General features: G+C 66.2%; 11 protein-coding genes and 3 pseudogenes. 7 read left to right on the top strand and 7 right to left on the bottom strand.

Going from position 1 to position 11,551, the window contains the following annotated elements; genetic code table 11:
- Positions 1-536, top strand: a 536-nt coding sequence (locus GVY41_RS06980) for an integrase core domain-containing protein (protein ID WP_161656870.1), incomplete at its 5' end; no start/stop codon positions are given.
- 22 nt (positions 537-558) lie between these two features.
- Here GVY41_RS06980 and GVY41_RS06975 read toward each other — a convergent pair.
- A pseudogene (locus GVY41_RS06975) lies at positions 559-1,305 on the bottom strand (catalase); the annotation flags it as partial.
- Between the two features lie 387 nt (positions 1,306-1,692).
- Here GVY41_RS06975 and GVY41_RS20690 point away from each other — a divergent pair.
- The gene (locus GVY41_RS20690; protein WP_428841534.1) at positions 1,693-2,253 is read left to right on the top strand and encodes a LysR substrate-binding domain-containing protein; all 561 of its coding nucleotides are present in this window, start codon (positions 1,693-1,695) and stop codon (positions 2,251-2,253) included.
- Here GVY41_RS20690 and GVY41_RS06965 read toward each other — a convergent pair.
- The 3 genes from GVY41_RS06965 to GVY41_RS06955 are packed head-to-tail and all read right to left on the bottom strand — an operon-like array spanning position 2,153 to position 4,315.
- A complete protein-coding gene (locus tag GVY41_RS06965) occupies positions 2,153-2,884 on the bottom strand; it encodes an amino acid ABC transporter ATP-binding protein (RefSeq protein WP_161344084.1) in 732 nt (243 codons plus the stop codon). The genes GVY41_RS20690 and GVY41_RS06965 overlap by 101 nt on opposite strands.
- Positions 2,881-3,555: an amino acid ABC transporter permease gene (locus tag GVY41_RS06960; protein WP_161344086.1), complete on the bottom strand. Its 675-nt coding sequence runs from the start codon at positions 3,553-3,555 to the stop codon at positions 2,881-2,883. The genes GVY41_RS06965 and GVY41_RS06960 overlap by 4 nt, the downstream gene beginning before the upstream one ends.
- 4 nt (positions 3,556-3,559) lie before the next feature.
- Positions 3,560-4,315 (bottom strand): amino acid ABC transporter substrate-binding protein, encoded by a 756-nt coding sequence (locus tag GVY41_RS06955; protein ID WP_161344088.1) that lies wholly within the window; start codon positions 4,313-4,315, stop codon positions 3,560-3,562.
- A gap of 231 nt (positions 4,316-4,546) precedes the next feature.
- On the opposite strand from GVY41_RS06955, the pseudogene GVY41_RS06950 reads away from it, so the two are divergent.
- The 3 genes and pseudogenes from GVY41_RS06950 to GVY41_RS20685 all read left to right on the top strand — a co-directional run.
- Positions 4,547-4,780 (top strand): annotated as a pseudogene (locus GVY41_RS06950) (transposase); the annotation flags it as partial.
- Positions 4,781-4,888: 108 nt separating this feature from the next.
- On the top strand, positions 4,889-5,197 hold the full coding sequence (locus GVY41_RS20305) for a hypothetical protein (RefSeq protein WP_229725945.1): 309 nt from the start codon (positions 4,889-4,891) through the stop codon (positions 5,195-5,197).
- Positions 5,163-5,309: pseudogene (locus GVY41_RS20685) on the top strand (DUF2256 domain-containing protein); the annotation flags it as partial. The gene GVY41_RS20305 and the pseudogene GVY41_RS20685, both read left to right, overlap by 35 nt.
- Before the next feature lie 147 nt (positions 5,310-5,456).
- Here the strand turns inward: GVY41_RS20685 and kduD are convergent.
- The 3 genes from kduD to GVY41_RS06930 are packed head-to-tail and all read right to left on the bottom strand — an operon-like array spanning position 5,457 to position 7,794.
- Positions 5,457-6,218, bottom strand: coding sequence for a 2-dehydro-3-deoxy-D-gluconate 5-dehydrogenase KduD (gene kduD, locus GVY41_RS06940; protein WP_161344090.1), 762 nt, complete (start codon positions 6,216-6,218; stop codon positions 5,457-5,459).
- Complete coding sequence (gene kduI / locus GVY41_RS06935) at positions 6,215-7,057, bottom strand: 5-dehydro-4-deoxy-D-glucuronate isomerase (RefSeq protein ID WP_161344092.1); 843 nt, start codon at positions 7,055-7,057, stop codon at positions 6,215-6,217. The genes kduD and kduI overlap by 4 nt, the downstream gene beginning before the upstream one ends.
- Entirely contained in the window at positions 7,054-7,794 is a 741-nt protein-coding gene (locus tag GVY41_RS06930; RefSeq protein WP_161344094.1) for a GntR family transcriptional regulator, read from the bottom strand. Before GVY41_RS06930 ends, kduI begins: the two co-directional genes overlap by 4 nt.
- A 334-nt stretch (positions 7,795-8,128) precedes the next feature.
- Here GVY41_RS06930 and fabI point away from each other — a divergent pair, with 334 nt between their 5' ends.
- Together fabI and GVY41_RS06920 are read left to right on the top strand one after the other, a co-directional pair.
- Positions 8,129-8,893, top strand: coding sequence for an enoyl-ACP reductase FabI (gene fabI, locus GVY41_RS06925; RefSeq protein ID WP_161344096.1), 765 nt, complete (start codon positions 8,129-8,131; stop codon positions 8,891-8,893).
- A gap of 14 nt (positions 8,894-8,907) precedes the next feature.
- Positions 8,908-11,550 carry a DUF3141 domain-containing protein gene (locus GVY41_RS06920; protein ID WP_161344098.1) on the top strand — a complete coding sequence of 881 codons (2,643 nt, stop codon included), beginning with the start codon at positions 8,908-8,910 and terminating at the stop codon, positions 11,548-11,550.
- Position 11,551 lies beyond the last annotated feature (1 nt).

Genomic DNA, 11,551 nt, shown 5'->3' with positions numbered 1-11,551 from the left:
GCCGGCGCTTCCGGGTGCTGAACGTGGTGGATGACGTCACACGCGAATGCCTGGCGGCGATCCCCGACACCTCGATCTCGGGCCGCCGCGTAGCCCGGGAACTGACGGCGCTGATCGAACGGCGCGGGAGGCCCGGGATGATCGTCTCGGACAATGGAACGGAACTGACCTCGAACGCGATCCTGAAGTGGTGCGCCGAGCAGAAGGTCGAATGGCACTACATCGCGCCCGGCAAGCCCATGCAGAATGGATTTGTTGAGAGTTTCAACGGCCGGATGCGGGACGAGTTTCTGAACGAGACCCTGTTCCGCAACATCGCCCATGCCCGCGAGTTGATGGCGGCCTGGGTCACCGATTACAACACCGCGCGGCCGCATTCCGCGCTTGGCTACCAGACCCCCGCAGGCTTCGCCCTGCACCTGACCACCGCAATCGCCCGACCCGCTGCACGCAATGAAAGTTCCGCGCGCCGGGCGATTGCTCAACCCGCGCCGAAAGGCGTAAATGACCAACGGGCTCCGGTCGCGGCTGGATGAAAGACCAGTGGCAGGTCACGCCGAACAGCGCTTCCTGATAACCCTCGCGCGATTCTCCGATGACCATCTTCGCCTCGGCGTTCGTGTAGTGACGATGACCCTGCCGCGTCTTGAAGTGGAACTTGGCCCAGACCCGCTCGCCGTTCTCGTTCCACAGGCTATAGGCATGGCCGCCGTAGCCGTTCATGTGCATCGGGCTGACGGGAAGGCCCCGATCCGAAAACAGGATCGTCACCTGATGCAGGCTTTCCGGCGACAATGACCAGAAATCCCACATTGCCGTCGGCGACCGCAGGTTGGTGCGCGGGTGGCGTTTCTGCGTGTGGATGAAGTCGGGGAACTTGAGCGGATCACGAACGAAGAAGACAGGCGTGTTGTTGCCCACCAGATCCCAGTTGCCTTCTTCCGTGTAGAACTTGAGCGCGAAGCCCCGGACGTCCCGTTCGTGATCCGCTGCACCCATTTCTCCGGCCACGGTAGAGAAGCGGGCAATCATCGGCGTCTCGGTGCCGGGTTGAAGCACCCGGGCACATGTCAGGTGCGATATGTCGCCTGTGATCCTGATCGTGCCATGCGCCCCCCAGCCCTTGGCATGGACAACGCGTTCGGGAACCCGTTCGCGGTTCTGGTGCGCCAACTTCTCGATCAATCGCCAGTCCTGCAAAAGGATCGGCCCGCGAGCACCGGCCGTCAGGCTGTTCTGGTTGTCGGGGACGGGCGCGCCGGCCGTGGTCGTGAGGCGTGGGGTCCGATTGGTCGGTGACGGCATTGTCGGTCCTTCTTGTTCGGTTCACACAACACGCTGGCTGTCGGTGCGTGCGTTAGGATCCCGCAGCAGAGGATTGAAACCGTCTATCTTTGCACATCGGACAGGCAGCGCTTTGGTCGGCACGGACCCGGGCTATAGTTCGATAGAGACGACACCTAGCGTTTACCCGGTCATCGGCATCAGCAGCGACCTACAGGCGAATGTCGCCTTTCATGCCGGCTTCGCGGCCATTGCCTCACGAACTTCTGGCTCAAGTTGCATGAACCTTATCGAGAGCAGTTCGCTCTCGCGGCGCAGAGGTTGCCGGATTGGTGCCGATCTTGCGTTTCCAAGGCGCAGAGAGCATGGCGTCAGGAGCGGCCTTGTCTTGACCGCAACCCACCCGCTGTGCCCAAGACCTCATGTTCCGCTGGTTTGTGGGCCTGGGGATGGAGGGGGATTTCAGACCCATCGGACAGCCCGAGCATCTCGTCCAGCCGCGCTATCGCGGAAGTGGCATGTCGGAGCCGCGCCGTCGCTTGGGCCCTTGGCGAGGTCGATGTCCTGCGCCGGCGACATGCGCCCCACGACGGACGGCGCGTTCCGGCCCCGCAGCAGCCCGGCATCGCGGGGATGGTCAGCGCAGGCCTTGGCATCGCGCTGCTCCCGGCCTCGGCGCGCGAGGTTCTGGCCTTCCCCGACTTGATCAGCATCCCGATCGCGTCGCCTTCGCTCACGCGGGACGTCTCGGTCGTCACGGCGCAGGGCCGGTCTCTGTCACCGATGAGCAAGAGCTTTTGCAGCTTCCTGACCAAATCGCTGAGTGAATGGCGCGAGGTGCACCAAGGCGCCTCACAGGCCGCCGAGGTTACCGGACCCGGCGCAGGAAGCTTTCAGTCCGCTTGTCCTGCGGCGCGTCGAAGATCTGCGAGGGCGGCCCCTGCTCGACGATGCGGCCGCCTTCCATGAAGATCACCCGGTCGGCGATCTCGCGGGCGAACTGCATCTCATGCGTGACGATCAGCATCGTCTGCCGCCGTTCGGCTACCCGGCGCATCAGGTCCAGCACCTCGCCCACCCATTCGGGGTCGAGCGCCGAGGTCGGCTCGTCCAGCAGCATCAGCGCCGCATCCAGCGCCATGGCGCGGCCGATCCCGATGCGTTGTTGCTGCCCGCCCGACAGCGCCGCGGGATAGGCACCCGCCTTGTCGGCCAACCCGATCTCGCGCAGGATCGCATCCGCGCGGGCATCCGCCTCGGCGCGGGGTTTGCGCTGCACGGTGATCAGCGCCTCGGTGATGTTCTGATGCGCGGTCTTGTTGGCAAACAGCGAGTAGTTCTGGAACACGAACGAGGTGCGGCGCCGCAGGGCAAGGATCTGCGCGGGCTTCGCCGTCGCCGCATCGACGGTCAGGTCGCCGATGCGGATCACGCCGGCCTCGGGCCGGTCGAGGTAGTTCAGGCAGCGCAGCAGCGTCGACTTTCCGGTGCCGGAGGGGCCGATGATCGCCACCCGCTCCCCCGCCGCGATGTCGAGGTCGATTCCGTCGAGAACGGTCGTGGCGCCGAAGCGCTTGGTCAATCCGCGGATGCTGATCATCGGGCAAGGGCCTTGTTCAACCGGCCTTCCAGCCGTCTTTGCAGATAGGACAGAACCTCGACGATGGCCCAGTAGAGCATGGCCACGACAAGGAACGCCTCGAAGTAGAGGAAGCTGCCCGCGGCTTCCTTCTGCGTCGCGCCCATCATTTCGGTCACGCCGAGGGTGAAGGCCAGCGAGGTGCTCTTGATCATGTCGATGAAGTAATTGACCAGCGTCGGCGCGGCGACACGCGCCGCCTGCGGCAGGATGATGCGGCGCATCAGCTGGCCTTGGGTCATGCCAACGGCCTGCGAGGCTTCCCACTGGCTGCGGTCGACGCCAAGGATCGCGGCGCGGATGCTTTCGGCCATGTAGGCCGAGAAATGCAGCGTCAGCCCGATGATCGCCGCCGTAACGCCGTTGATGCCGGCAAGAACGGGCAGGATCTGCGGCAGGCCGTAGTAGAACAGGAACAGCTGCACCAGCAGCGGCGTGCCGCGGAAGAAGCTGATGAACAGCTGCACGAACTGGTCGAGCACCGGGATGCGCGCCACCCGCTCCACCGCCAGCAGGCAGGCCAGCAGCAGCGCGCAGACCATCGCCGCAAGCGCCATGCCGATCGTCAGCGGCACATAGCCAAGGATGACGGGCACCAGACCCAGCATGTAGTCGATATCCAGTGCCCGCATCGGTTCAGCCCGCCGGCGCTGTCACGTCAAGCGCCAGCCACTTCTCGGAAATGGCCTTCAGCGTACCATCCGCCTTCATCTCGGTCAGCGCCGCGTCCAGCTTGTCACGCAGCGCCTGGCCCTCGGCATCGTTGCGGAAGGGCAGCGCGTTCTGGATCTCGCTGAAGGGCGCGCCGGCGAGCGCCAGCGGCAGCGGGCTTTCCGCGATGACCTGCGCCGAGGAGACGCGGTCCATCACGAAGGCATCGACCCGGCCAAGCGCGGTGTCCTGCTCGATGTTGCTTTCATAGGTGCGGATGTCGATCTCATCCGCAAAGGGCAGCTCGCGCAGCAGCTGCTCGAAGTTGGAGCCGAGGTTGACGGCCACGGTGCGGCCCTTCAGGCTTTCGACGCCGGTGATCTCGGCCTCATTGCCCTTTTTCACCACCACCTGCGCCCCGTCATAGACATAGGGCTGGCTGAAGGCGAACTTGGCCTCGCGCTCGGGCGTGATGGTGATCTGGTTGGCAACCGTGTCGATGCGGCCCGCCTCCAGCGCGCCGATCAGGCCCGAGAACGACATCGTCGAGAATTCCACCGTGTCGCCGGTGCGTTCGGCGAGGGCGGTCATCAGATCGACCTCGAAGCCTTGCAGCTGGTCCTGCCGGACGAAGGTGAAGGGAAAATAGCCGCCGGACATGCCGACACGGATGGTCTCGGCGGCGGCGGGGGCGACCGATGCTGCGGCCAGCAGCGCGGCGAGGGAGAGAGATTTCAGCATCTGAGGCTCCTGTATCCTGAGTCCCCGAAATGCTCGCACCACAGCCGGAGATCAACCCGTGCCGCAAAACAAGCACGGCAGAGCGCGGGTTGGAGGCGGCGCGCAACGCTGACCCACAGATCTGCGAGAAGGGAGGCTGCTGTCCTGCCCGGCCTGCCGGGCAAAGGAAAATCGTCTGTTCTAGGGTCAGGACCCATTGATCTGCTTGAGGTCGCTGCGGCTGCATGATTCAACTGGTTCAGAGATGCGTTGAAAGACAAGGGGATAAAGCCCTGCGTCCCGGGCCGGAAGTCGCGCGCCAAGCCCATCAAGCATGACAAGCGCCGCTCCAAACGCCGCAACCGGATCGAGATCATGTTCGGGCGTCTCAAGGACTGGCGCAGGGTTGCCACCCGCTACGACAGGTGCGCGAAGGTCTTCCTCTCCGCCATCGCCCTCGCCGCAACCGTCATGTTCTGGCTATGATGCAAGAACGGGTCCTGACCCTATTTTGGTCAGAAGGTTTGCGTTCGCCGCGTTGAGCAGCGGGCGACAGGCCAGTTCCTCCAGGTATCGGGTCCAGCGGACGTCGTCGTGACGATCGCCGGTTGGATGGCTGATCCGGTGTTTTGCGCCGGCATGACCATTGGGTCGCCGCAGGTCGATCTGGCGGTACTGGTCGACTTGAGCGAACTGGTCACGCCTGCCGCCAGATCCTCAAACTCCCGAAGCGAACAGGGAATCGCTTGGGTGGAGGAAGGCAATGAAGCATCGAGGCATGTCGGCAAGAGCAGCCGGATGCCGCCGCCACCGGTCGGGATCCCTGCGGCACTGCCGGTACTCCGCTCGGGCGACTGCAACCCGGGCATTGCCTCACAGTCGCCAAACCACCGCGTCAAATGAGGGGGGAAACCAGCCCGCCAGAGCCGCAGGACCGACCCATGCCCAGGCGCGCAAGAAATCGGGCCTCCCGACCAGGACCTGCGGGGTCTGCGGCCTGCCTTTCACCTGGCGCAAGTTGGGAGAGGGATCGGGCGCAGCGGGCCCATCGGCCCCTGCCGCCCGATGCAGCCTGGCCCGTGCCCCGGACAGACAGGGCCGCACCGGCCCGACATCGCGTTGGCTGGCCCGTTGCCGCAGACCTTCCCGCTTGCTGCTGCGCTCAGCGCGCCAGCCAGCCGCCGTCGACGGGCAGCACCACACCATTTATGTAGTCCGACGCGCCCGAGGCCAGGAACACCGCCGCCCCGCCTATCTCCGCCGGCTTGCCCCAGCGGCCCGCCGGAATGCGGCCCAGAATGGCGCCATTGCGGTCCGGATCGGCGCGCAGCGCCTCGGTGTTGTTGGTCACGAAATACCCCGGCGCAATGGCGTTGACGTTTACGCCCTTGGCGGCCCATTCGCAGGCAAGAAGCCGGGTCAGCCCCGCCACCCCGCTTTTCGAGGCAGTATAGGCCGGAATGCGGATGCCGCCCTGGAAGGACAGCAGCGAGGCGATGTTGACGATCTTCCCGGCGCCCTGCGCGATCATGTGCCGCCCCGCCGCCTGGCTCAGGAAGAACAGCGACTTGAGGTTGGTGTCCATCACCGCGTCCCAGTCGGCCTCGCTGTAATCCACCGCGTCGGCGCGGCGGATGATGCCGGCGTTGTTCACCAGGATGTCGAGCCCGCCAAGCGTGGCGACGGTCTCCCCGACCAGCCCCGCCAGCGGCGCGGTCGAGGAGAGGTCGGCCCGGATCTCATGCACGCGGGTGCCGTGCGGGGCCAGCAGCGCCCGGGTCTCGTCCATGGCCGAGCGCCCGACCAGCACCACATCGGCACCCGCGGCGGCGAGGGCGACGGCGATGCCCTGCCCGATCCCGGTATTGGCGCCGGTGATCAGCGCAACCTTTCCGCCAAGGTCGAAGGGGGACGTATCGGTCATTTCAGGTCCTCGATCCTCAGCTGGTCCATGTCGGCGAAATCCTTGTTGTCGCCCGCCATCGCCCAGATGAAGGCATAGGCCGACGTGCCCGCCCCCGAATGGATTGACCACGAGGGCGACAGCACCGCCTCGCCATTGGCCATGACGATGTGCCGGGTCTGGTCCGGCTCTCCCATCAGGTGAAAGACCCGTTGCCCTTCGGGCAGACCGAAGTACAGATAGACCTCGGACCGCCGGTCATGGGTATGGGCGGGCATGGTGTTCCACACGCTGCCCGGATGCAGCCGGGTCAGGCCCATCGTCAGCTGGCAGGTCTCGATCACCTCGGGATGCAGGAACTGGAAGATCGTGCGCCGGTTCGCGGTCTCCTGCGCGCCGAGCTCCAGCCGGTTGGCACGGGCGCCGTCCACGATCTGCGTCTGCAGCTCCTTGTGCGCCGGGGTCGAGACCATGTAGAACTGCGCCGGGTCGGCGGCATCGTCGCTGGAAAGGCTGACCTCGCCCGCCCCGCGCGAGATGTAGAGCGCGGCATCGCCGGCCAGCGGATAGGTCTGCCCGTCCACCACCACGCGGCCCGGCCCGCCGATATTGATCACCCCGCCCTCGCGGGCATCGAAGAACCGCGCCTGCCCGATCGCCCTGGGGGTGGGCAATGGCAGCGGGTCGGCCAGCGGCACGACCCCCGCCACCACCAGCCGGTCGATATGCGAATAGGTCATCCGCACCGCCCCCGGCACGAACAGCGCCTCGATCCGGAAATGCCGGCGCAGCGCCTCGCTGTCCATCGCGCGGGCCATCTCGGGATGGATGTTGTGCCTGATCTCAATTGCGTCGGTCATGTCTGCCTCTCGGTGTCGCGGTCATCGTAAAAAAAATCCCAATCGAGGTTCTGAAGCACCTCGACCTCATCGAGCATCTGGCCGATGTGCAGCGCCATCGCCGCCCCCGCCGCCGCCGCATCCCCCGCAGCAATCGCGTCGCGCACGGCGCGATGTTCAACCAGCACCCGTGTCAGGCGCCCGGCCTGCGGCAGTGTCAGCAACCGGTAGCGGTCGATCTGGGCGCGCACATGCCCGATGGCCGCCATCACCGTCCCAAGTCCCGAGATGCGGCCGATCAGCCGGTGAAACTCGTTGTCGATCTGGTGAAACGCGCCCAGATCGCCCGAACGCAGCCGGGCCTCCATCTCGGCCAGATTGGTGTCGATGGCCTCGATATCCGCCTTTAGCCCCCGCCGCGCCGCGGTTTCGGCGATCACCGTTTCCAGCGCCTTGCGGATCAGGATCGACTCCTGCAGCAGCCGCACCGGAATCGGCGCGACGAAGGTGCCGGCCTGCGGAAAGACATTGACCAGCCCCTCGTCGGCCAGCCGCAGCACCGCCTCGCGCAGCGGGGTCCGGGACACACCGAAATGCTCCAGCAGGTCCTTTTCCGAAATCTTGCTGTTCGGCTTCAGCTTCATCGACACGATGTCGCGGTGCAGCTCGCGGTAGATCAGATCCGCAGCGCGCGGCGCCTGCGCACGGCTGCGCGACAGATCGGTGATGCCGCCAATGGTCCGTGGCTTGCGTTCCATAACCCCTCCCCGGCCCAAATCGCAGTGACGCGGCGGCTGCCTCCGGACAGCGCCCCCGCGATTCTCGTCGCTAAGTAGCATACTAGAATTCCAAGTACCACTAACTAGTATTCCACTTTAGTGTCGCTTCTTTCCCCGCCTACAGTTTGGGCAAGGGCAAGCGACACTTGGGGGGGCGATGGGAATGGATCGGGGGGCCCGGTACTGACAGGGCCTCCGGGGCCCATCTGCGACATCACGTCACGGCGCAGCTGCAGAAACTTCATATCAACGCAACAGACGATAGGTGGAATGGGCGGAGGGTTCATCGCGTCATGATCTAGAGGTTGCTTCCATGTTTTCGCTGCACGGACACAAGGCGCTGGTGGTCGGCATCGCCAACGAACATTCGATCGCCTGGGGCTGCGCGCAGGCGCTGAAGGCGCAGGGCGCCGATCTCGCGATCACCTGGCTGAACGACAAGGCCGAGGGCTATGTGCGCCCGCTGGCAGAACAGTTGGGCGCCGGGATCATGATGCCGCTCGACGTGGCCCAGCCCGGGCAGATGGAGGCGGTCTTCGCCGAGATCACCCGCAAATGGGGCCGGCTCGACACCGTGCTGCACTCCATCGCCTTCGCGCCCCGCGACGACCTGCATGGCCGCGTCGTCGATTGCTCGGCCGAGGGATTTGGCCTCGCGATGGACATCTCCGTCCACTCCTTCCTGCGCATGATCCGCCTTGCCGAGCCCCTGATGCCGAATGGTGGCTGCTGCCTGTCGGTCAGCTTCTTCGGCTCCTCCCGCGTCGTGCGGCACTACAACATGATGGGCCCGGTCAAGGCGGCGCTGGAAAGCACCGTGCGCTATGCCGCGGCCGAGCTTGGCGAGAAGGGCATCCGCGTCCACGCGCTCTCGCCCGGGCCGCTGAAAACGCGCGCCGCCAGCGGCCTCGACCATTTCGACGAGCTTCTGGCCGCGGCCTCCGACCGCGCGCCCACCCATCAACTCGCCTCGATCGAGGATGTGGGGGCGATGGCCGCCTTCCTCGCCTCGCCCGAGGCCCGCAATCTGACCGGCGGTGTCCATGACATCGACGGCGGCTTCTCGATCACCGCCTGAAGGGGGTTCTACCCATGGCCAATGTCTTCGACCTGTTCGATCCTGCAAAGCAGCCGCAGGTGCCCCGCCCCGAGGCCGACATGCTGACCGCTTTGCTGGGCGCCATGGAAAAGGCCGAGGCCGAGATCGGGGCCGGATCGGAGACGCTCGAGATCCTCAGCACCTCCGCCTCGCGCCAATTGGCCCGGATCAAGGACACCCATTCCCGCCGCGCCGAGGCGACGATGGAACAGGCCGGCAGCCTGATCGAGGATCTGCGCCGCGCCCAGTCTGACGGCCGGATCGGCAATGACCTCGCCGAATACCTGCGCGATGCAGCCGAGCGGATGATCCTGACGGTCGACACGCTGCGCAAACGCGGCGACATCTTCCTCGCGCATGAGGCGGCAGGCTGCCCGCCGGTGCTGATCTACGATTACGAAATCATCATGGACGGCAAGGACCTGCCCTACCCGTCCAACTACATGCTGCTGAAGATCACCCCGCCCGAGGGCGTCACGGTGAACGACACCCGCCGCCCCTATATCATCATCGACCCGCGCGCCGGCCACGGCCCCGGTATCGGCGGCTTCAAGGCCGACAGCCAGGTCGGCGTCGCCCTGCGCGCCGGCCACCCGGTCTATTTCGTCGCCTTCCGCCGCGAACCCGAACCGGGCCAGTTCCTTTCCTACGTCACCCGCGCCGAAGCCGCTTTCGTGCGCGAGGTGATGCGCCGCCACCCCAAGGCGTCGCGCCCGGTGATCACCGGCAACTGCCAGGGCGGGTGGGCCACGCTGCTGCTGGCCGCCACCAACCCGGACCTGACCGGCCCCATCGTCATCAACGGCGCGCCGGTCGCGCCCTGGGCGGGCAAGGTCGGCGAGAACCCGATGCGCTACAATGCCGGCGTGCTTGGCGGCACCTGGATCCCGATGCTGCTGTCCGACCTTGGCGGCGGCATCTTCGACGGGGCCCATCTGGTGCAGAATTTCGAGCAGATGAACCCCTCGCGCACCCTGTTCCGCAAATACACCGACCTCTTCCGCGACATCGACAAGGGCGATCAGGCCTTCCTCGAATTCGAGAAATGGTGGGGCGGTTTCTTCCTGCTGAACGAGCCCGAGATCAAGTGGATCGTCGAGCAGCTGTTCGTCGGCAACCGCCTTGTCAAGAACGAGGCCCGGATCGAACCCGGCCGCCCCATCGACCTCAAGGCGATCCGCGCGCCGATCGTGGTGTTCGCCAGCCACGGCGACAACATCACCCCGCCGCAGCAGGCGCTGAACTGGATCGCCGAGACCTATTCCGACGTCAGCGAGATCCGCATCCGCGGCCAGCGTATCGTCTACATGGTCCACGATCAGGTCGGCCACCTCGGCATCTTCGTGTCCTCCAGCATCGCCAACCGCGAGCATTCCGAGGTCGCCTCCACGCTCAAGACCATCGAGGCGCTGGCCCCGGGGCTCTATGAAATGCTGATCGAGGATGTGACCGAGACGGACGGCCACAAGACCTTCACCGTCGGCTTCGCCGAACGCACGCTGGGTGATATCCGCGCGCTGGACGATACCGTCGCGGATGAACGCCCCTTCGCCGCCGTCGCCCGCGCCGCCGAGGTGCAGGCGCAGCTCTATGACACCGTCCTGCGCCCGATGGTCCGCGCGCTGGTCACCGAAACCGGCGCCGAGATGAGCCGCGCCCTGCATCCGCAGCGCCTGAACCGCGCGCTGATGTCCAGCCGCAACCCGGCGATGCACACGGTCGAGACCGCCGCCGAAAAGGTCCGCGGCACCCGCACAAGGGCCGCGGACACCAACCCCTTCCTCGCCGCCGAGGCCTTCTGGGTGCAGGCGACCGAGAATGCCATCGACCTGATGCGCGACACCCGCGACATGGGCTTCGAGCTGACCTTCTTCTCGCTCTGGGGTACGCCTTGGGCCCGCGCCTTCGGGCGCACCCATGAAACCCGCCGCACCCTGAAATCCGAAGGTGAGCTGCGCGGCCTGCCCGAGGTTTCGGCCGCGCTGATGACCATGGACCAGGGCGGTTTCCCCGAGGCGGTGATCCGGATGCTGGTGCTGCTGGCCGAAAACCGCGGTCAGGTCCGCCGCGACCGGCTGGAACGCTCGGCCAAGGTGCTGACCCAGGACGAGCCGTTCCGCAGCCTCGGCGCCGAACACCGCGCCATGATCATCCACCAGCAGACCCTGATCGCCACCTTCGAGCCGGACAGCGCCATCGACACGCTGCCGCTGCTGCTGCGGGACCCCGAGGAGCGCGCACTGGCATTGCAGGTCGTGCAGTTCATCCCCGGCGCGATTGATGAGATGTCGCCGCGCACGCTGACCATGCTGCAACGCTTCCACGAGGTTCTGGGCGTGCCCGCGCTCACCCAGAACGTGACCGAAGACCCGCTCTCGGCCCAGGCCGCGCCGGAAGAGGCCACACCCGAGGAGCCCGCGCCTCTGCAGGCGATGGTCGTGCCCGCTCCGATGGTCGAGGCCGGCGTCATCCCCGAACCGGCAGCCGATATGCCTGCGGCAATCGAGGCCCCGGCCGAGACTGTGACGGCAGAGGCCCCCGTGGTAGAAGCAGCGCCAGCCCCCGACGAGGCTCCTGCCGCCCCCGCGCCCCGGCGCCGCAACCGTGCGGCCCAGCCCGAACCTGAAAAGACCTGAA

Origin of the sequence: Frigidibacter albus (genome assembly GCF_009908165.1) — a bacterium.
GTDB lineage: Bacteria > Pseudomonadota > Alphaproteobacteria > Rhodobacterales > Rhodobacteraceae > Frigidibacter > Frigidibacter albus.
The sequence above is the reverse complement of the archived record's forward strand: the minus strand, read 5'-3'. Positions and strand labels throughout refer to the sequence as shown.